At 60.9% G+C, this 22,506-nt stretch carries 22 protein-coding genes and 1 pseudogene; 9 read left to right on the plus strand and 14 right to left on the minus strand.

Going from position 1 to position 22,506, the window contains the following annotated elements:
- Positions 1-230, minus strand: a 230-nt coding sequence (locus IDM28_RS23720) for a hypothetical protein (protein WP_223175849.1), incomplete at its 3' end; no start/stop codon positions are given.
- A gap of 75 nt (positions 231-305) precedes the next feature.
- On the opposite strand from IDM28_RS23720, the gene IDM28_RS04000 reads away from it, so the two are divergent.
- Positions 306-767: a glycine zipper 2TM domain-containing protein gene (locus IDM28_RS04000; protein WP_150573613.1), complete on the plus strand. Its 462-nt coding sequence runs from the start codon at positions 306-308 to the stop codon at positions 765-767.
- Between the two features lie 70 nt (positions 768-837).
- Here the strand turns inward: IDM28_RS04000 and IDM28_RS04005 are convergent, their stop codons facing one another.
- The 7 genes from IDM28_RS04005 to IDM28_RS04035 form a co-directional block, all read right to left on the minus strand.
- Entirely contained in the window at positions 838-2,448 is a 1,611-nt protein-coding gene (locus IDM28_RS04005) for an NAD(P)/FAD-dependent oxidoreductase (protein ID WP_101321805.1), read from the minus strand.
- A 104-nt stretch (positions 2,449-2,552) separates the two neighbouring features.
- Positions 2,553-3,227 (minus strand): COG3650 family protein, encoded by a 675-nt coding sequence (locus IDM28_RS04010; protein ID WP_101321804.1) that lies wholly within the window; start codon positions 3,225-3,227, stop codon positions 2,553-2,555.
- Between the two features lie 119 nt (positions 3,228-3,346).
- Positions 3,347-4,048: an ABC transporter ATP-binding protein gene (locus IDM28_RS04015; RefSeq protein ID WP_101321803.1), complete on the minus strand. Its 702-nt coding sequence runs from the start codon at positions 4,046-4,048 to the stop codon at positions 3,347-3,349.
- Complete coding sequence (gene livG / locus IDM28_RS04020; RefSeq protein ID WP_101321802.1) at positions 4,048-4,815, minus strand: high-affinity branched-chain amino acid ABC transporter ATP-binding protein LivG; 768 nt, start codon at positions 4,813-4,815, stop codon at positions 4,048-4,050. Before livG ends, IDM28_RS04015 begins: the two co-directional genes overlap by 1 nt.
- A complete protein-coding gene (locus tag IDM28_RS04025; protein WP_101321801.1) occupies positions 4,812-6,068 on the minus strand; it encodes a high-affinity branched-chain amino acid ABC transporter permease LivM in 1,257 nt (418 codons plus the stop codon). The genes livG and IDM28_RS04025 overlap by 4 nt, the downstream gene beginning before the upstream one ends.
- The gene (livH, locus tag IDM28_RS04030) at positions 6,065-6,988 is read right to left on the minus strand and encodes a high-affinity branched-chain amino acid ABC transporter permease LivH (RefSeq protein ID WP_101321800.1); all 924 of its coding nucleotides are present in this window, start codon (positions 6,986-6,988) and stop codon (positions 6,065-6,067) included. The genes IDM28_RS04025 and livH overlap by 4 nt, the downstream gene beginning before the upstream one ends.
- A gap of 224 nt (positions 6,989-7,212) precedes the next feature.
- The gene (locus IDM28_RS04035; RefSeq protein ID WP_150571553.1) at positions 7,213-8,328 is read right to left on the minus strand and encodes a branched-chain amino acid ABC transporter substrate-binding protein; all 1,116 of its coding nucleotides are present in this window, start codon (positions 8,326-8,328) and stop codon (positions 7,213-7,215) included.
- Positions 8,329-8,684: 356 nt separating this feature from the next.
- Between IDM28_RS04035 and IDM28_RS04040 the strand changes: the two genes are divergently transcribed.
- Both IDM28_RS04040 and IDM28_RS04045 read left to right on the plus strand, forming a co-directional pair.
- Positions 8,685-8,996 (plus strand): DUF2288 domain-containing protein, encoded by a 312-nt coding sequence (locus tag IDM28_RS04040; protein WP_101321797.1) that lies wholly within the window; start codon positions 8,685-8,687, stop codon positions 8,994-8,996.
- 222 nt (positions 8,997-9,218) lie between these two features.
- Complete coding sequence (locus IDM28_RS04045) at positions 9,219-10,106, plus strand: NAD(P)-dependent oxidoreductase (protein WP_188035406.1); 888 nt, start codon at positions 9,219-9,221, stop codon at positions 10,104-10,106.
- Here IDM28_RS04045 and IDM28_RS04050 read toward each other — a convergent pair.
- Positions 10,006-12,270 (minus strand): putative bifunctional diguanylate cyclase/phosphodiesterase, encoded by a 2,265-nt coding sequence (locus tag IDM28_RS04050; protein WP_188035407.1) that lies wholly within the window; start codon positions 12,268-12,270, stop codon positions 10,006-10,008. The genes IDM28_RS04045 and IDM28_RS04050 overlap by 101 nt on opposite strands.
- A gap of 199 nt (positions 12,271-12,469) precedes the next feature.
- On the minus strand, positions 12,470-15,316 hold the full coding sequence (rapA, locus tag IDM28_RS04055) for an RNA polymerase-associated protein RapA (RefSeq protein ID WP_101321794.1): 2,847 nt from the start codon (positions 15,314-15,316) through the stop codon (positions 12,470-12,472).
- A 122-nt stretch (positions 15,317-15,438) separates the two neighbouring features.
- Here rapA and IDM28_RS04060 point away from each other — a divergent pair, with 122 nt between their 5' ends.
- The 4 genes from IDM28_RS04060 (at position 15,439) to ccoM (ending at position 17,025) form a co-directional block, all read left to right on the plus strand.
- The gene (locus tag IDM28_RS04060) at positions 15,439-16,134 is read left to right on the plus strand and encodes a M949_RS01915 family surface polysaccharide biosynthesis protein (protein ID WP_188035408.1); all 696 of its coding nucleotides are present in this window, start codon (positions 15,439-15,441) and stop codon (positions 16,132-16,134) included.
- 89 nt (positions 16,135-16,223) lie between these two features.
- Positions 16,224-16,550 carry an aspartate-semialdehyde dehydrogenase gene (locus IDM28_RS04065; RefSeq protein ID WP_101321792.1) on the plus strand — a complete coding sequence of 109 codons (327 nt, stop codon included), beginning with the start codon at positions 16,224-16,226 and terminating at the stop codon, positions 16,548-16,550.
- A gap of 60 nt (positions 16,551-16,610) precedes the next feature.
- Positions 16,611-16,772 (plus strand): hypothetical protein, encoded by a 162-nt coding sequence (locus IDM28_RS04070; RefSeq protein ID WP_188035409.1) that lies wholly within the window; start codon positions 16,611-16,613, stop codon positions 16,770-16,772.
- Between the two features lie 136 nt (positions 16,773-16,908).
- On the plus strand, positions 16,909-17,025 hold the full coding sequence (gene ccoM / locus IDM28_RS24000; protein WP_275967712.1) for a cytochrome c oxidase subunit CcoM: 117 nt from the start codon (positions 16,909-16,911) through the stop codon (positions 17,023-17,025).
- 89 nt (positions 17,026-17,114) lie between these two features.
- On the opposite strand, the gene IDM28_RS04075 is transcribed toward ccoM, so the two are convergent.
- Positions 17,115-18,332 carry an ATP-binding protein gene (locus IDM28_RS04075; protein WP_188035410.1) on the minus strand — a complete coding sequence of 406 codons (1,218 nt, stop codon included), beginning with the start codon at positions 18,330-18,332 and terminating at the stop codon, positions 17,115-17,117.
- 185 nt (positions 18,333-18,517) lie between these two features.
- On the opposite strand from IDM28_RS04075, the gene IDM28_RS04080 reads away from it, so the two are divergent.
- Entirely contained in the window at positions 18,518-18,838 is a 321-nt protein-coding gene (locus IDM28_RS04080) for a DUF2025 family protein (RefSeq protein WP_101321790.1), read from the plus strand.
- A 12-nt stretch (positions 18,839-18,850) separates the two neighbouring features.
- Here the strand turns inward: IDM28_RS04080 and IDM28_RS04085 are convergent, their stop codons facing one another.
- Positions 18,851-19,927, minus strand: a complete 1,077-nt coding sequence (locus IDM28_RS04085) for a diguanylate cyclase (protein ID WP_150573607.1) — start codon at positions 19,925-19,927, stop codon at positions 18,851-18,853.
- A 125-nt stretch (positions 19,928-20,052) separates the two neighbouring features.
- Here IDM28_RS04085 and IDM28_RS04090 point away from each other — a divergent pair, with 125 nt between their 5' ends.
- Positions 20,053-21,147, plus strand: a complete 1,095-nt coding sequence (locus tag IDM28_RS04090) for an MBL fold metallo-hydrolase (RefSeq protein ID WP_188035411.1) — start codon at positions 20,053-20,055, stop codon at positions 21,145-21,147.
- A gap of 3 nt (positions 21,148-21,150) precedes the next feature.
- Here IDM28_RS04090 and IDM28_RS04095 read toward each other — a convergent pair whose 3' ends face one another.
- Together IDM28_RS04095 and IDM28_RS23725 are read right to left on the minus strand one after the other, a co-directional pair.
- On the minus strand, positions 21,151-22,044 hold the full coding sequence (locus IDM28_RS04095; protein WP_101321787.1) for a formate/nitrite transporter family protein: 894 nt from the start codon (positions 22,042-22,044) through the stop codon (positions 21,151-21,153).
- Positions 22,045-22,213: 169 nt separating this feature from the next.
- Positions 22,214-22,506: pseudogene (locus tag IDM28_RS23725) on the minus strand (hypothetical protein); the annotation flags it as partial.

Consider the following 22,506-nt stretch of genomic DNA (forward strand, 5'->3'; position numbering starts at 1 on the left):
TATGTAGGAGCGAGCCCTTTTTTGGTTACTTTTTTGGGGCGTTTGCCAAAAAAGTGACTCGCCGTAAGGGCGAAAGGGGCCCGATCAGCCACCACAAAAAACGGATAAGCCCCCAATCCCCCCCAAAATCGCCCCAACCAATCCCAAACCCAATGCAGTAATCCAAGCTGATCCAAGGTCTGACAATCAAGCGTCAGCACACACCCTGTACCGACGCTGAATGAATGCATTTTTGTTACGTATGCACCGTGACAGCCGTCAACCTGCAGCGTCTAATGGTCACCTGTCTTATGGAGATACAACCCATGCGTAAATCTGTTCTGGTGGTGGCGTTCACCACCATGTCGCTGCTGCTCGGCGGTTGTGCCTCGAGCCTGACCGGTGACAGCTACTCCCGTGATGAAGCCCGCCGCGTGCAGACCGTACGCATGGGTACCATCGAAGCCCTGCGTCCGGTGAAAATCGAAGGCACCAAGACCCCAATCGGCGGCGGCGCCGGTGCTGTGGTCGGCGGCGTGGCCGGTAGCGCCATTGGCGGCGGTCGCGGCAGCATCGTTGCCGCTGTGATCGGTGCTGTAGCCGGTGGCCTGGCAGGTTCGGCTGCTGAAGAAGGCATCACCCGCACCCAGGGCGTCGAAGTCACCGTACGTGAAGATGACGGCAGCACCCGCGCCTACGTACAGGCCGTGCAGGAGAATGAAATCTTCCGCGTCGGCGAGCGTGTCCGCATCATGACTGTAGATGGCACCAGCCGCGTCACCCACTGACAGCCGCGCTGAATGTAAAAAACCCCGATCGGCAGTGCCGACCGGGGTTTTTTTACGCCTGGGTTTCAGCTCACTGCAGCCCGAGGATATCCCGCGCTACGGCTTCAGCGATGCGAATGCCGTCGACACCTGCCGACAGAATACCACCCGCGTAACCTGCACCTTCACCGGCCGGGAACAGGCCCTTGACGTTGATGCTCTGGAAGCTGGCATCACGGGTGATGCGCAGCGGCGAGGAAGTCCGCGTCTCGAGCCCGGTCAGTACTGCGTCGTGCAGGTTGTAGCCCTTGATCTGCCGATCGAACGCCGGCAGCGCCTCGCGGATGGCCTCGATTGCGAAATCGGGCAGGCTCAGCGCCAGGTCACCCAAGGTCACGCCCGGCTTGTACGAAGGCTCGACACTGCCCAGCGCGGTCGAAGGCCGACCGGCGACAAAGTCGCCAACCAGTTGCGCCGGCGCCTGGTAATTGCTGCCGCCCAGCTCATAGGCGAGTGTCTCAAGCCGCTCCTGCAACTCGATGCCGGCAAGCGGTCCGCCCGGGTAATCCCGTTCTGGGTCGATGCCGACGACGATGCCCGAGTTGGCATTGCGCTCGTTACGCGAGTACTGGCTCATGCCGTTGGTCACAACTCGGCCAGGCTCGCTGGTTGCCGCAACCACAGTGCCGCCCGGGCACATGCAGAAGCTGTACACCGAGCGGCCGTTCTTGGCGTGATAGACCAGCTTGTAGTCAGCGGCGCCGAGTTTCGGGTGGCCGGCGTATTTGCCCAGGCGCGCCTTGTCGATCAAGGTCTGTGGGTGCTCGATGCGGAAACCGACCGAGAACGGCTTGGCTTCCATGAACACACCCTTCGCGTGCAGCATGCGGAAGGTGTCACGCGCGCTGTGGCCCAGAGCCAGCACCACGTGCCGCGCGTGCAGCTGTTCGCCGCTGTCGAGGACCACACCGGTGAGCTGTTCGCCGTCGAGGAGCAAGTCGCTTACTTTTTGCTCGAAGCGCACTTCGCCACCGAGGGCGATGATCTGCTCGCGCATGTTCTCGACCATGCCGGTCAGGCGGAAGGTACCGATGTGCGGCTTGTTGATGAACAGGATCTCGTCTGGCGCACCGGCCTTGACGAACTCTTCCAGCACTTTGCGGCCGTGGTGCAGCGGGTCCTTGATCTGGCTGTACAGCTTGCCGTCGGAGAAGGTCCCGGCGCCGCCTTCGCCAAACTGTACGTTGGACTCGGGGTTGAGCACGCTTTTGCGCCATAGGCCCCAGGTGTCCTTGGTTCGCTGGCGGACTTCCTTGCCGCGCTCGAGCACGATCGGCTTGAAGCCCATCTGCGCCAGCAACAGCCCGGCAAAGATCCCGCACGGGCCGAAGCCGACTACCAGAGGCCGCTCCTGCAGCTCGGCAGGAGCCTGGCCGACGTACTTGTAGCTGACGTCGGGGGCAACGCTGATGTTGTGATCGTCGGCGAATTTGTGCAGCAGTTCGGCTTCGTTGCTGGCGTGCAGGTCGATGGTGTAGATGAACAGCAGTTCGCTGTTCTTCTTGCGAGCATCGTAGCTGCGCTTGAACAGGGTGAAGCTCAGCAACTGGTCATCGGCAATACCCAGGCGCTGGAGGATGGCCTCGCGCAGGGCTTCGTCAGGATGGTCCAGGGGCAGCTTCAGTTCAGTGATTCGTAGCATGGCAGGGTCCAGTATCCCGGCCTCTGGCGGCCGGCGGCTTTACACAAACCGCCAAGTATAAGCTGTTCGCCGGGCTCAAAGGCAGGATAAAAACCACTAGGCGATCAGTTGTCGCGGGCGCCGCCGTAGTAAGCGCAGCCGTGCACGGTCTGGCCATCGACGCGCAGCTCGGCACGCAGGTGGCGCACGGCGCCGGTGACGCTGTCGACGCAGCGCTGCGGAGCGAGCCACAGTTCGATGCGCTGGCCATTGGCTTCGCTGGACAGGTTGAGGCCACCGCCGGGCATCTGCTCTTCAAGGAACGGCAGTGGCAGCGGCGGCTGGCCGGCGCGGTTGAGGACCATGCCCTTGCCGCTGGCCTTGATGTCCCATTCCGGCGCATGGCCGCCGGCGCGCAGGGTCAGTTGCTTGAAGTTGGGGTCGTCGCAGGCACTGGCCGAAGGCTCCAGGCGATACAGCCGGCGCACATCCAGCTGGCCGTCGCTGTTGGCCTGCTTGCTGCCGGCGAGGCGCCCGCGGACATCGGCAAACAGCTTGTCGCCAGCGCCGTGGGCCAGGCTCGAGGCTTCCTGCAGGATGCCCGTGGCGCCGGCATCATTGACCACGAACGAGCGGCTTTCGCTGCAAGGTTTGAACAGCAGATGACCGCCGCTGGCGCTCAGTTCGCCCTGCATGCGCGTGGTGCCAAGGTCAGGGTCGACCGGTTTGTCGGCCAGCATCTGGCAGCCGGCGAACAGTGGCAGCAGGGTGGCGAGCAGCAGAGGAGGGGTGCAACGCATGGGTGAGGCTCCGGGGACGCGGCGGGTGAAGTGCGCACGTTACCGAGCAGTACCCGGGATCACAAGGGGTGGTGAAACGATTGGGGCCGCAAGGCGGCCCCAATGGATTACACGAAGGATCAACCGCCGAGGTAAGCGTCTCGCACCTTCGGGTCACTCAACAATGCTTCGCCAGTGCCCTGCATGACCACGTGACCGTTCTCCAATACATAGGCACGGTCAGCGATCTTGAGTGCCTGGTTGGCGTTTTGCTCGACCAGGAATACCGTCACACCATCACGGCGCAGTTGTTCGATGATATCGAAGATCTGCTGGATGATGATCGGCGCCAGCCCCAGCGACGGTTCGTCGAGCAGCAGCAACTTGGGCTTGCTCATCAGCGCACGACCAATCGCCAGCATCTGCTGTTCGCCACCGGACATGGTGCCGCCACGCTGTGAGTAGCGCTCTTTCAAGCGCGGAAACAGCTGCAGGACCTTGTCCAGTTGTTCCTGGTAATCGCCCTTGTCGGTGAAGAAACCGCCCATGGCCAGGTTCTCTTCGACAGTCAGACGGGCAAACACGCGGCGGCCTTCGGGGACCACGGCGATGCTCTTGCGCATGATGTGCGAAGACGGCTGGCCGACCAGCTCTTCCCCCAGGTATTTGATGCTGCCGCTGTGCGCCTGCGGCGAGCCGCACAGGGTCATCAGCAAGGTCGACTTGCCGGCACCATTGGCGCCGATCAGGGTGACGATCTCGCCCTGGTTGATCTCGACATTGACGCCATGCAGCGCCTGGATCTTGCCGTAGAAAGTGGAAACGTTTTCGAACTTGAGCATTACGCTTCCCCCAAATAGGCCTTGATCACATCAGGATTGTCACGGATCTGCTCCGGGGTACCATCGGCCAGGGGCGTGCCCTGGTTGATCACGACGATATGGTCGGAGATGCTCATCACCAGTTTCATGTCGTGCTCGATCAGCAGCACAGTCACGTTGTGGGATTCGCGCAGGTAGCCGATCAATGCCTTGAGGTCTTCGGTTTCCTTGGGGTTCAAGCCGGCGGCGGGCTCGTCGAGCATGATGATCCGCGGTTGGGTCATCATGCAGCGGGCGATCTCCAGGCGGCGCTGCTGGCCGTAAGCGAGGGTGCCGGCAGTGCGGTTGGCGAACTCGGTCAGGTTGACCTTGTCCAGCCAGTACTGCGCGCGCTCCATGGCTTCGTGTTCGCTGCGGCGAAAGCTCGGGGTCTTGAACAGGCCGGCAAAGAAGTTGGTGTTCAAGTGCCGGTGCTGGGCGATCAGGAGGTTTTCCAGCGCGGTCATCTCTTTGAACAGACGCACGTTCTGGAAGGTTCGCACCACACCCTTGCGGGCGATCTGATGGCCGGCCAGGCCCTGAATCGGCTGGCCGTCGAGCAGAATGGTGCCGCCACTTGGCTTGTAGAAGCCGGTCAGGCAGTTGAACACCGTGGTCTTGCCGGCGCCGTTCGGGCCGATCAGCGCCACCACTTGTTTTTCCTTGACGGTCAGGGCCACGCCGTTGACCGCCAACAAGCCGCCGAAGCGCATGCTCAGGCCGCTGACTTGCAGAATTTCGCGGCTCATCGACGCAGCTCCATATGTGGTCGTTGCATAGGCAGCAAGCCCTGCGGACGCCAGATCATCATCAACACCATCAGCGCACCGAACATCAACATGCGGTACTCGCTGAATTCACGCATCAGCTCCGGCAGCAGGATCATCACGATGGCCGCGAGAATCACGCCCAACTGCGAACCCATACCGCCCAGCACAACGATGGCGAGGATGATTGCCGACTCGATGAAGGTGAACGACTCCGGTGTCACCAGCCCTTGCCGTGCGGCGAAGAAGCTGCCGGCAAAACCGGCGAAGCAGGCGCCCAGGGTGAATGCCGAGAGCTTGATCACGGTGGGGTTGAGGCCCAACGCGCGGCAGGCGATCTCGTCTTCACGCAGTGCTTCCCACGCCCGCCCGATTGGCATGCGCAGCAGCCGGTTGATCACGAACAAGGCCAGCAAGGCCAGCAACAACGCCACCAGGTAGAGGAAGATGACCTTGTTGATCGAGTTGTACTCGATGCCGAAGTACTCGTGGAAAGTTTGCATGCCTTCAGCCGCGCGACGCTCGAACGACAGCCCGAAGAAGGTTGGCTTGGGGATGTTGCTGATGCCGTTGGGGCCGCCGGTGAGGTCGGTCAGGTTACGCAGGAACAGCCGGATGATCTCACCGAAACCGAGGGTCACGATCGCCAGGTAGTCACCGCGCAAGCGCAATACCGGGAAGCCCAGCAAGAAGCCGAAGGTGGCTGCCATCAAGCCGGCAATCGGCAGGCAGATCCAGAAGCTCAACCCGTAGTAGTGCGACAGCATGGCGTAACTGTAGGCACCCACTGCGTAAAAGCCGACATAACCCAGGTCGAGCAGGCCGGCCAGGCCGACGACGATGTTCAGCCCCAGACCGAGCATCACGTAGATCAGGATCAACGTAGCAATGTCGACCGCGCCGCGCGAACCGAAGAACGGCCAGACCAATGCCACCACGATCAGGCCGAGGATGATCCAGCGCTGGGTCTTGGGCAAGGTCAGGAAGTTGCTCACCGCTGGCGAGATCAACTTGCGGTCCGAGCCACGGGCAGTCACTGCGCTCCACTGCTTGTCGAACAACACCCGCAGGAACATCAACACCGAACACACCGCAATCACGGTGATGGTGAACGGCCCCTGGCTATGCACGATCAGGTTGATGCCGTCGATGCTCAGCTTCAGGCCAAGTACCGGGAAGGCCACGGCCCAGACCAGCAGGGCGCTGAAAAACGCTTGTTTGATATTCTTGTTCATACTTTCTCAACCTCCGGACGGCCCAGAATGCCGGTCGGCCGGAACAACAGCACCAGAACCAACAGCCCGAACGCCACGACGTCCTTGTACTGGTCACCGAAGATATCGGCGCCAAAGGCTTCGGCCACACCCAGCACCAGGCCACCGAGCATGGCGCCCGGAATACTGCCGATGCCGCCCAGGACTGCCGCGGTGAAGGCTTTCAAGCCCACCAGGAAGCCGGCGTTGGGGTTGATCACCCCGTATTGCATGCTCAGCAACACGGCTGCCACTGCCGCCAGTGCGGCGCCAATGACGAAGGTCAGGGCAATGATGTTGTTGGTGTTGATACCGAGCAGGTTGGCCATCTTGATGTCCTCGGCACAGGCGCGGCAGGCGCGGCCCAGGCGGGAACGGGAGATGAACAGGGTCAACAGGGTCATGGCCACCAGGGTGACGACGAACACCAGTACCTGCATGTAGGAAATCAGCACTTCCTCTGCGCCGCCCGGGCCGAAGGAGAAGCTCCCAGGGATCAGGTTGGGGATCGACTTGTCCTTGGAATCCTGTGACAGCAGCACAGTGTTCTGCAGGAAGATCGACATGCCGATGGCAGAGATCAGCGGGATCAGACGGTTACTGTTGCGCAACGGGCGGTAGGCAACGCGCTCGATGCTGTAGCCATAGGCACTGGTTACGCAGATCGTGGCGATAAAGGCCACGGTCATCAGTATCGGCAGGGAATGGATGCCCATCATGGCCAGCCCGGCGAGTGCAATGAATGCCACGTAGGACCCGATCATGTACACCTCGCCGTGGGCGAAGTTGATCATGCCAATGATGCCGTACACCATCGTGTAACCGATGGCGATCAAGGCATAGGTGCTGCCGATGGTCAATCCATTAACCAGTTGTTGGAAGAAATGGTAGATCTCAGGCATTACAGCGCTCCTAAAAACCTGATTGCATTCGCTGGCGGGGGGTAACCCGGCGCGCCTCGTGGTCTGTGCGACGATGGCAGGGCTCGGCCAGTGAACCGCGGGTGACGGTTTTAAGATTTTCAGGTGAGGCGGCTGCCGGATCACGGCAATCGTTCTCATGAACCTCGTAAAACAAAGCCCACTGCTCGCACAGTGGGCTTTTCGGTCAGCTATTGATCACGCAGTTACTGCGGGGAGACTTCGGTCTTCGGCTTGCCGAAGTGCCATTCGTAAACCACGAACTTGAAGTCTTTCAGGTCGCCCTTGGCGTCATACGACAGGTCGCCGGTCGGGGTCTTGAAGGTGCCAGCGTGGATCGCTGCAGCCACTTTGTCGGCGTCTTCGGACTTGGCCGCAACGATACCGTCAGCGATCAACTGCACAGCGGAGTAGGCCGGGAACACGAATGGGCCGCTTGGGTCCTTGCCGTCAGCCTTGATGGCATCGGCAATGGCCTTGTTCGCAGGGTCAGCGTCGAACGACTTCGGCAGGGTCACCAGCAGGCCTTCCGAAGCGCCTTGGGCGATCTGCGAGATGGAGTCGTTGCCGACACCTTCCGGGCCCATGAACTTGGCTTTCAGGCCTTTTTCTTGCGCCTGGCGCAGGATCAGGCCCAGTTCTGGGTGGTAGCCGCCGTAGTAAACGAAGTCGACGTTGTTCTGCTTGAGCTTCTGGATGATCGAGGAGAAGTCCTTGTCACCCGCGTTCAGGCCTTCGAACACGGCAACTTTGGTGCCTTTGCTTTCCAGGGTCTGTTTGACCGCGGTAGCGATGCCTTCACCGTATTGCTGCTTGTCGTGCAGTACTGCAACGACCTTAGGCTTGACGTGGTCGGCGATGTAGTTGCCAGCAGCCGGGCCTTGCGCGCTGTCCAGGCCGATGGTGCGGAAGATCATCTTGTAGCCACGGGCGGTGATTTCCGGGCTGGTGGCAGCCGGGGTGATCATGATCACGCCTTCGTCTTCGTAGATGTCGGATGCAGGCTGGGTGGAGCTGGAGCACAGGTGACCGATTACGTACTTGACGCCATCGTTGACCACTTTGTTGGCTACGGCCACTGCTTGTTTAGGGTCGCAAGCGTCGTCATATTCCTTGGCCTCAAGCATCTTGCCATCGACGCCGCCCTTGGCGTTGATGTCCTTGATAGCTTGCTTGGCGCCGATGAACTGCATGTCGCCGTACTGGGTGACGGGACCGGTTTTCGGGCCGGCGATACCGATCTTGATGGTATCGGCAGCAAACGAATGGCTGGCTACGCCGGCCAGTACCATTGCAGCGAACAGCTTGGAAATCTTGATCATAGTGCTCCACTCATTCTGTTGTAATTCTTATAGTCCTGGCGGTCAGGGCTACAGACCGGGCGGGATGTGCAATGGCCACGCCATATGCACGCCCACCTTCCCCCGGAACATGTCCCGGAACTGTACCGGTACAGTGTAGAGCGCTGGCTCGACGCTTGAAAAGCCATCAAAAAGCGTCTGTTTCGCGGGGTGTCGCGTGATCGACATAAACATACAGAATAGCGCCATCAAATAGCCTCTATTCAGCGATGCATCCCCCATACTCGGGAGCCGTCGAGCAAATTACATATTTGCAACCGGGTTTTTCTGCAAAAATAGCGGCCTTTGAGTTGGCCGATTCTTGCTGGTAGGAACCCATGACTGATCAAACAAGCACCCTCTATGCCAAATTGCTTGGTGAGACTGCAATCATTGAGTGGAAGGCGCTGGAGCGTTTCTGGGCAAAGGGTGACCTGATTTGGGTCGACCCCGATCTGGACCTGATTACCGTTGCTGCGGCGATGGCCGAAAACCAAGGTGAAATGTTCGCCAAATGGCGGGCGGATGGCACTGTCGGCCCGGTATCGGCAGAGCAGGCGCTAGACATGCAGGCCCGTGATCCGCAAATCTGGGCTGTGGTGGTTTCGCCATTCGTGCTCATGCAGACAAAGCCCGCTACAAATCAGTGAGCTTTTTTGGTGCGTAGAAACAGGCAGGCGGCTGCTTATGGTGCGCGTTGACGTGCACGTAAGGTAGAAGTAAGTAACACCGCGAGCCTCGTTCGGCACAGCGGTAACAGTTTACGGAATGCGTAATAAAGGTGCAGGGCGCTCGCCACTGCGCTCAAGTCGAGGCCAGGGTGGCACTGTCACTTGCTGGTTGCTGTTGCACACACCGTTGATGGAGTTGCTATGAGTACTGCATTGCCTGCGTTGGGTTTCGCTGGGATTGGCTTGATGGGCCTGCCGATGTGCCGTCGCCTGTTGGCTGCCGGTTACCCATTGACGGTATGGAACCGCAGCCCGCACAAGTGCGCCGAGTTGGTCGCTGCCGGCGCCCGGCTGGCGGCGAGCCCTGCAGAGCTGAGCCAGTACAGCGATATGGTGCTGTTGTGCCTGGCGGACACCAGCGTGGTCCGCCAGGTGGTGTTTGGTGAACAGGGGGTGGCCGCAGGCGGTCGGCACGGGCAGTTGTTGGTCGACCTGTCCAGCCTTGAGCCCAGTGCGACGCGGGCAATGGCAGCCGAGCTGGCAGCGCGTTGTGGCATGGCCTGGCTGGATGCGCCAGTGTCGGGCGGCACAGCCGGGGCTACCGCCGGTAGCCTGGCGATCATGGTTGGCGGCGCAGCGCAGGATCTGGCCCGGGCACGGCCGGTGCTGATGCAGCTCGGTCAGCGCGTGACTCACATGGGCGCGGTAGGCGCGGGCCAGGTCACCAAAGCCTGCAACCAGATGATCGTTGCCTGCAATGCCTTGGTGATTGCCGAAGTGGTCGCCCTCGCCGAGCGCTCCGGCGTCGATGCCAGTTTGATCGCCGAAGCGCTGGCCGGTGGCTTTGCCGATTCCAAGCCGCTGCAGATACTTGCGCCGCAGATGGCAGCGAGCGAGTTCGAACCGGTCAAGTGGCATGTACGCACGCTGCTCAAGGACCTCGATGGCGCCGTCAAACTGTCCCACGAGCAGGGCTCGGCCGCACCGATCAGTGGCCTCGCCGCGCAACTGATGCGCTTGCACGGTAGCCAGGGCTGCCTGGAAAAAGATCCGGCAACTCTGGTTGAGCTGTATCGGCATCTGCCGTGAGCGCCGGTTGCTGGCGGTCGAGGCGCTCCAGTACCGGGTACAGTTCGGTCAACGGCACCGGTCGGCTGAGCAGGTAGCCTTGCAGGTAATCACAGCTATGGCTGACCAGAAACTGCTGCTGCTCCACGGTTTCGACGCCTTCGGTGACTACCTGCAGGTGCAGGGTGTGGGCCATCATGATGATTGCCTGGACGATCTCACGGTCTTTCTGGCTGACCGGGACTTCCTGGATAAATGAACGATCGATCTTCAGTACGTCCAGCGGCAGGCGTTTGAGGTAAGCCAGCGACGAATAGCCAGTGCCGAAGTCATCGATCGACAGCGCCACGCCTTGCCCGCGAATCCGCTTGAGCAGGTTGATGACCTGCTGAATGTCGCCCATCAGGGCGTTTTCGGTGACCTCCAGTTCCAGTTGTCGCGGCGCCAGGCCAGCCTGGAACAAGGCCTGTTCGACGTCATCTGGGAGCTCTTCGCGGGCCAGGGTCAGCGCCGAGCAATTGACCGTGACCTTGAGGCTGGCGTAACCATGCTGATTGAGCCGGGCAAGGTCGGCGCAGGCGCGGCGCAGCACCCACAGATCCAGCTCGGCGATCAGCCCGTTGGCCTCGGCGATGCCGATGAAGCGGTCGGGCCCGAGCAGACCATGCTGCGGGTGTTGCCAGCGCACCAGCGCTTCCAGCTTGGCCACTTGACCGCTGCGTACGTCGAAAATCGGTTGGTAGTGCACGCACAGGCCGCGTTCTTCGAGCAAGGCAACCCGCAGTTCTTCCTCCAACTGCAGTTCCAGGGTCGCGCGAACACGCAGACTGCTATTGAAGAAGTTGAGGTTGTTGCGTCCGCAGCCTTTGGACTGATAAAGCGCCAAGTCGGCGTTTTTCAGCAATTCTTCGGCATTGCGGCCGTCGTCCGGATAGATGCTGATGCCGATGCTGGTGGTCATGACCATACGCCGTCCGCCCAGGTCGATCGGCTCTTTCATCCGCTGCATGATCCGCTGCGCCAGGTGACGGGCCTCGTCGCGGCTGTGCAGGCTGGTGACGATGCAGAATTCGTCGCCGCCAAACCGCGCCACCAGATCCTGGCTGCGGGTTGCGGCTTTGATGTGGTCGGCGATGACCTTGAGCAGATCATCGCCGGCGGCGTGGCCGAGGCTGTCGTTGATCCGCTTGAAGTGGTCGATGTCGAGGAACATCACCGCCAGCATGCCTTCATTTGCGGCGTGCTCGGCGAGACGTTCGGCAAACACCTGGTTGAAACCGCGGCGGTTGATCAGGTTGGTCAGTGCATCGTAGTGCGCGGCCTGCTGCAGCGACACCCGGGCCTGGTCAAGCTGGCTGAGCAGCACACTGACCCGGCGCAGGTCGTGCTCCTTGCTTTGCAGTTTTTTGTCGGCCAGCGCCGCGCTGATGCTGCTGGCGCTGATCAGCAGGGTGATGCAGGCAACGGTCAGGCCCAACTGCAGGCTGTTGTCAGTGGATGGCAGGCTCAGCGCAGCGTCTGCCGGGATCACCAGGGTCATGGCCGCCATGCCGGTAAAATGGGTAGCCACGATACCGCCGGCCATCAGCAGGCTGGCGCCGTACTTCATGGCCAGATGCAGGGTGCCGCTGCCGTTGCGAAAGTGACGCGCCATGACCAGCGCCAGCAGGCTGGCGACAATGGCAATCAGCAACGAGGCCAGCAGCAGGCTGGTCTGGTAGTACTGCACGGCGCTGGTCTTCATTGCCGCCATGCCGACGTAGTGCATCAAGGTCACACCGAGGCCGATGAATGTGGCTGCTTGCAGGTAATGAAGCGGGCTCATCACATGGCGCTCAAGGCTGTGCATGGCGAACCACGAGGCGAGTAGGGCAAGCAGCAACGACAACCCTGTCAGCGCGGCGTCATAGTGGGTTTCCAGCGGCGCGTGAAAGGCCAGCATGCTGATGAAATGCAAGGCCCAGATACCGCCTGCCAGGCAGCATGCGCCGAGGATCCGCCATTGCCGGCGAGCATTGTCGTTCTCGCTGTGGCATTGGCGCTCAGCCATATCCAGGGTGGCAAACGCCGCAGCGCTGACGACGATATAGGCCAGAATGATCAGCAATGGCTCGTGACGGCAGTCGATAACGATCTGTCCGGTTGCCGGTAGCTCGGCGAACAATTGCAGTCCCAGCCACTCCATCGCGCCTCTCCGTGGTGCCCTGCATCCGTCCCCGACGGAGACTCATGAATACGCAGTATAGGAAAAGGTAGTTAACCCTTCCTGATTAATGGCTATTTGGTTGCTACGATTTGGTTATCAGGCTGATAGCGGGCGGAAATAAAAAAGGGCGCCGTAAGGCGCCCTGGTTTTTACTGCTTGCGAGTCGTGCTTGGACTACTCAGCCCGCGACCAGCACCCGAATCGCTTCCAGACGCAAAGCCGCCTTGTCGAGCATGGCCAAGCCCTGCTCACGCTGTGCACGCAGCGCATCGATTTCGCTGTCACGTACCGTCGGGTTGACGGCCTTGAGTGCGGTCAGGCGTGCCAACTCCTCATCCGCTTCGGCAGCCAGGCGACGCTGCGCCTCGGCCACGCGCTCGACGTGCACCGGCTCGATCTTGGCTTCGGCACCACTGATGCGCTGGGCCAATACATCGCGCTGCGCCTGGATGAACTTGTTGGCGCTGGCCCGCGGCACGCTTTCGAGCTGCTCGTTGAGCGTCTCGAAGGCCACCCGTGCGGCGAGGTCGTTGCCGTTGGCATCGAGCAAACAGCGCAGGGCAGCGGTCGGCAGGTAACGGCCAAGTTGCAGGCTGCGAGGCGCGACCACTTCACTTACGTAGAGCAGTTCGAGCAGGACGGTGCCTGGCTTGAGCGCCTTGTTCTTGATCAACGCTACGGCGGTGTTGCCCATCGACCCGGACAGCACCAGGTCCATGCCGCCCTGTACCATTGGGTGTTCCCAGGTGAGGAACTGCATGTCTTCGCGCGACAATGCCTGGGCCCGGTCGTAGGTGATGGTCACGCCTTCGTCGTCACCCAACGGGAAGCTGGCGTCGAGCATCTTTTCGCTCGGCTTGAGGATCAGGGCGTTTTCCGAATGGTCCTCGCTGTCGATACCAAAGGCATCGAACAGGGTTTCCATATAAATAGGCAGGGCGAACTGGTCGTCCTGCTCCAAGATCGCCTCGACCAGTGCCTGACCTTCGCCAGCACCGCCGGAGTTGAGCTCGAGCAAGCGGTCGCGGCCGCTGTGCAGTTCGGACTCGAGGCGCTCGCGGTCAGCGCGGGCTTCGTCCACCAGGGTGTTCCAGGCGCTGGCTTCGCCATCGCCGAGCAGCGAAAGCAAGCGCGAACCGTGGCGATGTTGCAGGGCGTTGCCGGTCGGGCAAGTGGCGAGGAACGCATTCAGTGCCAGGTGGTACCACTGGAACAGGCGCTCTTGCGGGCTGTCCTGCAGGTACGGGATATGCAGCTCGATGGTGTGCTTCTGGCCGATCCGGTCGAGACGGCCAATGCGCTGCTCGAGCAGGTCGGGGTGGGCTGGCAGGTCGAACATCACCAGGTGATGAGCGAACTGGAAGTTGCGGCCCTCACTGCCGATTTCCGAGCAGATCAGTACTTGAGCGCCGAACTCTTCATCGGCGAAGTAGGCTGCCGCGCGATCCCGTTCGAGGATGCTCATTCCTTCATGGAATACCGTGGTTGGGATGCCGGAGCGCACGCGCAGGGCGTCTTCCAGGTCCATCGCGGTCTCGGCGTGGGCGCAGATCACCAAGACCTTGGTGCGCTTGAGCATTTTCAGCGTGTCGATCAGCCAGTCGACCCGTGGGTCGAAGCGCCACCAGCGTTGCTCGTCATCGCCTGGGCCCTGGGCCTGGAAGGCCACTTCCGGATACAGCTCGGCGCGCTCGCCAGCCGGCAGTGCGCTGTACTGCTCAGGGTTAGGCAGCGGGTAGGGATGCAGATGACGCTCGGGGAAGCCTTGCACGGCAGCACGGGTGTTACGGAACAGCACGCGGCCGGTACCGTGGCGATCGAGCAGCTCGCGGATCAAGCGTGCGCTGGCTTCGCTGTCGCCATCGTTGACCGCAGTCAACAAGGCTTCGCCTTCGGCACCGAGGAAACCGTGGATAGTGGCGTGGGCCTTGGGCGACAGGCGGCCTTGTTCGAGCAGCTCCTGCACTGCTTCGGCGACCGGGCGGTAGTTCTCGCTCTCGGCGCGGAAGGCTGCCAGGTCGTGGAAACGATGCGGGTCGAGCAGACGCAGGCGCGCGAAGTGGCTGTCCTGGCCAAGTTGCTCGGGGGTCGCGGTCAGCAGCAGCACGCCAGGGATGACCTCGGCAAGTTGCTCGACCAGGGAATATTCCGCGCTGGCGTTTTCTTCGTGCCAGACCAGGTGATGCGCTTCATCGACCACCATCAGGTCCCAGCCGGCGGCGAACAGCGCGTCCTGAGCCTTCTCGTCTTCGACCAGCCACTCCAGCGCGACCAACGCCAGCTGGGCGTCTTCGAATGGGTTGCTGGCATCGCTTTCAATGAAACGTTCGGCGTCGAACAGCGCTACCTGCAGGTTGAAGCGCCGGCGCATCTCTACCAGCCACTGGTGCTGGAGATTTTCTGGAACGAGGATCAGCACCCGGTTGGCGCGGCCGGTGAGCAGTTGGCGGTGAATCACCAGGCCTGCTTCGATGGTCTTGCCCAGGCCTACTTCATCGGCCAGCAGAACGCGCGGGGCGATCCGGTCAGCGACCTCACGGGCGATATGCAGCTGGTGCGCGATCGGTTGCGCGCGGCAGCCGCCCAGCCCCCACAGGCTCGACAGCATCTGTTTGCTGTTGTGCTGCAGGGTGTTGTAACGCAGCGAGAACCACGCCAGCTGGTCGATCTGCCCGGCGAACAGGCGGTCGCTGGCCAGGCGGAACTGGATGAAGTTGGACAGCTGGGTTTCCGGCAGGGTGCGCGGCTGGTTCTGTGCGTCGAGGCCGTGGTAGACCATCAAGCCGTCGACGTCATCGACCTCGCGCACGGTCAGCTTCCAGCCTTCGAAATGAGTGATCTGGTCGCCCGGCGAGAAGCGCACGCGGGTCAGCGGCGCATTGCGCAGGGAATATTGACGGGTGTCGCCAGTGGCCGGGTACAGCACGGTCAGCAAGCGGCCATCCTGTGCCAGGATGGTACCCAGGCCGAGCTCGGCTTCGCTGTCGCTGATCCAGCGTTGCCCCGGTTGATACTGCTGCGCCATACTGCCTGAACTCCCGCCGATGAAAAGCCGGCTATGTTAACGGATAGACCGGGCAGACCAAAGAGTTAACAGACTAGCCGTTTCATCGACGCCCACCCGCAGCGACGAGGATACCCAGCCCAATGCCTGCCAAGTACCGTTGGTTGACCGCTTCCGTGGGCCTGGGCAGCTTGCTGCTGATGGCCGGTTGCGAGCAGAACAATTTCCAGTCCTTGGCGCCGATCGCCGCCGAGCAGCTCGAGGTGCTGGGTGTGCGTACACCGATCAAGAGCGTGCATTTTCGCGACCGCGACGGCGAGGGGCTGTTGGTGCTGAGCCGTACCGATGGCCAGGCCAGTGACCCCGAGAGCGAGCAGGAAGTCGACAAGGTGGTGCTCAAAGCCACCCTGTACGGGCGCACTGCCGGCAGCGAAGCGTTCAAGCCGCGCTGGCAGATCGAGCAAGAGACCACCTGCCCGGGGCTGGACCTGGATGTCGACTTCTATACCGATGTCAGTGACGTCAGCGATCTGAATGGCGACGGTGTCGCCGAAGTGACAGTGGCCAGCCACGCATTCTGCGGCGGTGGTATTGACCCGCACGACATTGCAATCGAACTGCGTGAAGGTGCTTCGGTCTACAGCATCACCGGTCAGTCCTTGATCAGCCCGGCAGGAGAGCAACCTATCGGCGGTGAGCGGGTTGATAGCGCTTCACTGAGGAATACCGCGCAGGTCCTGCGTGATCATCTGGATGCGGTGTGGCAGAAGGTCTACAAACGGCCGTGGAGCGAAGTCAGCCCCGAGCCGGGTGATGCAGATGACGATCTACCCGATTAAGCAAGCCTGGCTGGCGGCGCACGCTTCCCGTAGTGAGGCACTCAAGGCCGGTTCACACCGGCCGATACAGTAGTGACAGGAGAACCTCAATGCTGCCGCCGATCATTCCACTCAGTGCCATGCCCGTGACCACCCAGCACGACCCGGTCAAACAGACACCGGACATCCGCCCGGTTGTCCCTGCGCAGCCAGCTCCCGACGACAGCTCGATCAACCTCAAGCAGCAGCGCGACCCCAACGAGCAGGCCTTGCTCCTGCGTGAAGAGCAGCGCCGCCAGCATCAGCGCCGCCACGATGAGGATGACGAGCGTTACGAGGCACTCGCCGGAGAGGAACTCAACGCCGACAACACCGTGCCTGTAGCGCCACTGGGCGAACGTCCGCGCCAGGGTTTGCTGGTCGATATCGAAGTCTGACTGGCCAACATCGACGCCTGGCGGCATCATGCACTTATCTGCTGACAGCCGGGCCCGCCCATGAGTGAAGACAACCTGATCGACTTCGGCGCCGAGCGCGCCAAACGTATCCATGACCTCAAGGACAAGCGCCTCGATGAAATGCGCCAGGCCTTCGAGCAAGCCATGCCGCTGACGGCTGGTAAAAAGAAAAAGCCCAAGAACAAACCCAAAAAGCGCTGAAACTTGACGCAGGTCAACCCTGCGCCCGCCTCCAGTGCCCGGTCCCGGGCACTATTGACACCGGTCAATTTCCTCCCTGCTCCTATTCGCTACCTTACATCCATCGGACGACGGCAGATAAACAGGGAGCGCCGACATGTTCTTCGACAATGTGGTTATCGCAGGTGTTGTGACGGTCGGACTGATGCTGGTCTTCTTCGCCGGTCTGGGCATTTTCATCTGGAAGGATTCGCACAAGCGCAAACAGCGCTGATCCTTCCCGATTCATGAGCACGCAAGGCATTTAGGGCGACTTCGGTCGCCCATTTTTTTGTCTGGATTTTCTTGCTGGCGCAGCGCGGCTTACTGTTCCGGCAACAGTGCTTGAACAGCCGTCTCAGGCCGATCAACGGCCAGGTGAAAGCTGAACACAGTTCCGCCCGCAAGGCTTGATGCCACTTGCATGTGCCCGCCGTGGGCGAGGGCGATCTGGTTGGCAATGTACAGGCCGAGGCCCAGCCCTTGTTGATGGGCTGTGGCGCGTGTTCGGGTAAAGGGCTGAAACAGCTGAGCGAGGGTCTGCGCGGGGATCGGCTCGCCCAGGTTATGTACGCTCAGCAGGAAGTGGCCTTCATGAATATTTGCACCGACCGTCACCACACCCTGCGGGTCACCATGCACCAAGGCGTTGGCGATCAGGTTGGATAACAACTGGGCAATCCGCTCAGGGTCACAATACAAGCCGCCGATCTCACCAAGTTGCAGCTGCAATCGGCGCTGTGGGTGGACGCGTTGCAGTTCCGAGGCTACGTGCCGCAGTACCTCAGCCAGGTCATGGCACGGCTGCTGCGCAAGGGCGATACCGCTGCCCAGGCGGCCGCGGGCGAAGTCCAGCACATCACGCACAAGATTGCTCGCCCGTTGACCGCAGGTGAGGATGTGCTTGGCCAGTGCCTGGTGTTTTTGCTCGGTCAGGCGCTGCACCAGCAGCTCTGCGCCGGCGGTGATGGCGAACAGCGGGTTGCGCAGGTCGTGGCCCAGCACGGCAATGAACTGCTCGCGCACCTCTGCCATCGCTCGCTCCTGCTGCAGGGCGTGTTCGGTACGCTGCGCCTGTTCTTCATGTTCTATCTGCACCGACAGCAGGCGGGCAAAGCCCTCGACCATTGGCTGTACTGCGCTGTTTTTCAGCGCAAACGGCTCGGGATCAAGCGCGCAGATGGTGCCGAAGAAACTGCCGTCCTGCCGGTACACCGGCACAGAGATGTAACTCTCGAACTTGTATTGCTTGGGGGTGGGGTGCTGGCAGTAGAGCTGGTCTTCACTGGCCTTGTCGATCACGATCGCCTGATGTGAGCTGCGGATTACATTGCAAAAGGTAGTGGCGATGTCCAGCTCGCCGCCTACATCCATGCCGAATCCGAGGCCGTCCAGCACCGCACAGGCGGTCCAGCTGTGCTCGGTGACCCGCGCCACTGCAGCAAAGCGCATACCGGTGCTCTGGCAGATAACCTGAAGAATCGCCGGCACGGCACTGATGCGACCAATGGTGGCGATGTCGGAACTTACCGCGTTGTTCATGCAGGGTTCCACGGCCCCTTGGGCCACATCAATGATTTGCCGGGTATTCTAGCGGGCTTGCCAGGAGCAGATCAAAAAGCTTGGCGAAGCGCTGGCCAGTTGCGCTAGGCTGAAAGCTGCGCGTGGCCCGCCAGAGGCCGCCGCAGGCTTTGCGTGCGTCACTCTCTTAACTAGCGAGGTACGCCATGGCCATTACTTCTCAAGACATCTGCAGCGCCGCCGACCAGCTCAATGGCTTTGTCGGTTATCACGCCAAGCGCGGCAGTCATATCGTGCGCTTTTCCGAAGATGCGTTTGGCATGGATGTAGCGGACGACAGCATTACACCGTGTAGCGAATTCGTCTGGCGGGCCGAGTCCGGGCAGCGCATGGCGTTGTGCCGTGAGCGCCTGGCCCTGCTGCTCGGCCAGCATGTGGACGACCGCCTGAATATCGCCGAGCCGTTGCGCATCTATCTGCAGCGCAGCGATCTGCCGGAGATCGTTGCCGAGCGCCGTCTGCGTTGAATGTGGCCCCGCTCAGTCTGGGTATGCCAGCCTGAGCGGGGCAGCAGGCCCATGATTGAAGCTGACCTGGTCGCGGCCCTGATGTTTGGCGGCATAGAGTGCTTTGTCGGCGTGTTCCAGCCAGTGCTCCGGCGACTTCAAAAGCTCATCATAGGCTGCCAGACCAATGCTCAGACTGATCCGTAACATGGGTAGTTGCGGGTTGCGGTAGGCATTGACCCGCTCACGCAGCGCTTCCATCGCCAGCCCAGCCCGGGCTTGGTCAGCCCCTGGGAATATCACGCAGAACTCGTCGCCACCGTAGCGCCCGGCCTGATCATCCGGGCCAAGGCTGCGCTGCAGTTCCTGGCTCAAGTGGCGCAGCACGCAGTCGCCGACGACGTGACCATAAGTGTCATTGATGGCCTTGAAATGGTCGATGTCGATCAGGGCGATCATTGCCGGCAGGCGCTGTTGGCGGCTGATCTGGAACTTGAGCAGGAGCAGGTCCTTCCATGAACCGTGATTGAGCAAACCAGTCAGGCTGTCGGTACGGCTCAGTGCGCTGAGCTGACGTTTATGGTCGGCCAGGTTGATCGCCAGGCGATAACACACCCATCCAAGTGCTACGGGATACAGGGCCAGCATTGGCAGGCATGCCCAGACCTGCAGGGCGCTGGTCTGCAACTGCAGGCCGCTGCCCAGCATCGCGCTGGCGAGCAGCATCCCGGCCAATTGCCCGAGCAGCCCGCGCGCCAGCAGGGATTTGCCGCCGGCGGCAACATTGTTCATGGTCATCATCGACAGGATGGTCACCGTGGGCAGAGGATTGAAGTGCATGGCCGCCACCCAGAAGCCGCCCATCAGTGAGTCCAGCAGCAGGTTACGTTGTTCGGCGCGGTAGGGCGCAGTGGAATGCTTGGCCCATAGATAAGCAACGTGTGGCCACAGCAAGCCATTAACCAGCATCAACGCCCAGATCCAGCCGGGAGGATGCAGCGGTGCCATGGCGGCCATCACGCTGAACAGGCCGATGCCCATGCCGAGAATCCTGGGCAGGTAGATGCGCCTGACGAATGAGAGTCCCTTGCCGCTTCTGTTGTCGATCATGATCGTGGTTCTTCCGTGGGGCGCCGTTTATCGCATAAATCGGGTGAATATTGTTCAACAGACTCACCTCAGCGAAAAATGACCTTACAAGCCATTTCACGGTTGATCCAACGCTGTGGGGTAATATGAAGGCCTTGTTTCTCTACGGAGTGCTCCTGTTCATGCTGCCCACGGACTCCCCTGCCGGTGAACCGGCGCGTTATCAGGATGGGCGCTTTCACAACCAGGCGGCCCTGCCACAGGACGGCATGCTGAAAAAACTGCGCATTGGTCTCAAATACCTGTTCTTGCGCAAACCACCGCAAACGCGGCCAGCGACGGCTATTACCTTGCAGCCGATGAGCCGGCAGCAGTTGCTTGATTCGCCAGACCACAGTCTGTGGCGGCTGGGGCACTCGACGATACTGCTCAAGCTGCGTGGGCGCTTTTTCCTCACCGACCCGGTGTTTGCCGAGCGCGCCTCGCCGGTGCAGTGGGCCGGGCCGCAGCGCTTTCACCCTTCGCCGTTGGCGACCAACGAGATTCCGCCGTTGGCAGCCGTGATCCTGTCCCATGATCACTTCGATCACCTCGACGAGCATGCCATTCGCCAGTTGGCGCCGCGCACGGATGTTTTCCTGGTGCCGCTAGGAGTTGGTGACCGCCTGATCGGGTGGGGAGTGCCAGCTGGCAAGGTGCGCCAACTCGATTGGTGGCAGGAGGCGGAGGTGGCGGGCGTGCGCTTTGCCGCCACACCTGCGCAGCACTTCTCCGGGCGCGGTCTGTTCGACAGCAATCAGACGTTGTGGGCGTCCTGGGTGATCATCGATGACGGGCTGCGGCTGTTTTTCAGTGGCGATACCGGTTACTTCGATGGCTTTCGTCAGATAGGCGAGCGCTACGGTCCGTTCGACCTCACGCTGATTGAAACCGGCGCCTACAACCTGGCCTGGCCCAGCGTGCACATGCAGCCCGAGCAAAGCTTGCAAGCACACCTGGATCTGCGTGGGCGTTGGATGCTGCCTATCCACAATGGCACCTTTGATTTGTCTACCCATACCTGGCAGGAGCCGTTCGAACGTATTCTCGCGCTGGCCGGCGCTGCTCACGTCAAGCTGAGCACGCCGCAGATGGGCGAGCGTGTCAGCCTCGACTCACCCCACCCCGGGCAGAACTGGTGGCAACCGCGCCCCCTGCGTCAGCAGGGCAGGGCGCAACCCAGTTCAGTTGTCTCGCGTTAGCTATTAAAGACGCGGCTCTTGGCGATCGTTATTTTGGTTGGCTTCCTTTAATAGCTTGGACGGTGGCTTGCCGCTGTCGCTGCGCACCTGGGCGTGGCTGATCAAGGCAAAGATGAAGCTGCCACCGATGATGTTGCCGGCCAAGGTAGGCAGGGCAAACTCGAACACAAAAGCCTGCCAGGTTTCATCGCCAGCCCAGACCAGGTAGGAAACCTCAACCGAGCCCACCACGATATGGGTGAAGTCGCCGAGGGCCATCATGTAGGTGATCAGCAGGATGATCCAGATCTTGGCGTTCTCCATTGCCGGGATCATCCAGACCATGGTTGCGATCATCCAGCCCGATATGATGCCTTTGGCAAACATCTGGCTGATGTCGTTTTGCATGACCTTGCGGCCTATCTCCAGGAATGCCACGTCTGCCTTGCTGTCGAAAATCGGCAGCTCGAGCATGACCCAGGACACCAGCAGCGTGCCGGCCATATTGCCCAGCAGCACCACGCTCCATAAACGCAACAAGCGGCCGAGGTTGCCCAGGGTCGGGGTAGTCATCACTGGCAGCACGGCAGTCAGCGTGTTTTCGGTAAACAACTGCTGGCGCGCCAGGATCACAGCGAGAAACCCGGCGCAGTAGCCAAGGCTGGCGATGACCTGTGCACTATCACCCTCTGGCAGGCGGGCATAGAACAAGCCCATAGCCATCAACGACAGGCCCATGCTCAGGCCGGCGGCAAGTGCCGACCACCACAGCGCGGCGAGGGTTCGCTCCAGCTCCTGGTCGCCTTGGGCGCGGATGATCTCGTGCAGCACCGCGGCCCGGGGCGGTTGGTTATGGCTGATTTCCTGTTCTTCATCCGCCGACAGGCCAGGGGTTTTGTCGCTGTGCGCATCGCTCATTACCGCTGTGCTCCTCAGGGTGTTTCTCTACAGATCAATTGCGCTGCCGTTTAGTTGCCGGGAAGGCCGTTATCAGCGCGAAAGTTTTTTCAGATCAAGGTGTTGACTCCAAATTCAGATCGCGTATTATTCGCCACCTCGCAGCGAGGCAGTCGCAGCGAGGCAAGTGTTAAACGCTTAAGGTTGTTAGTAGCAAAAAGGCAGTTGACAGCAGGTTGTAACGCTGTAGAATTCGCCTCCCGCTACGAGAGATCGCAAGCGAGTCAAGTGTTTGAAGTTGAACGAGTTTCTCGCAAAATACTTCGAAATAAACGCTTGACAAACACAGAGGAAAGCGTAGAATGCGCGCCTCGGTTGAGACGAAACGCTCAACCAACCGCTCTTTAACAAATTGAATCAAGCAATTCGTGTGGGTGCTTGTGAGTACGGTTTGATAGTCGCCAAGATTATCAGCATCACAAG

This window comes from Pseudomonas sp. EZ-C24, from assembly GCF_014525325.1.
In the GTDB taxonomy this organism is placed as follows: Bacteria; Pseudomonadota; Gammaproteobacteria; order Pseudomonadales; family Pseudomonadaceae; genus Aquipseudomonas; species Aquipseudomonas shirazensis.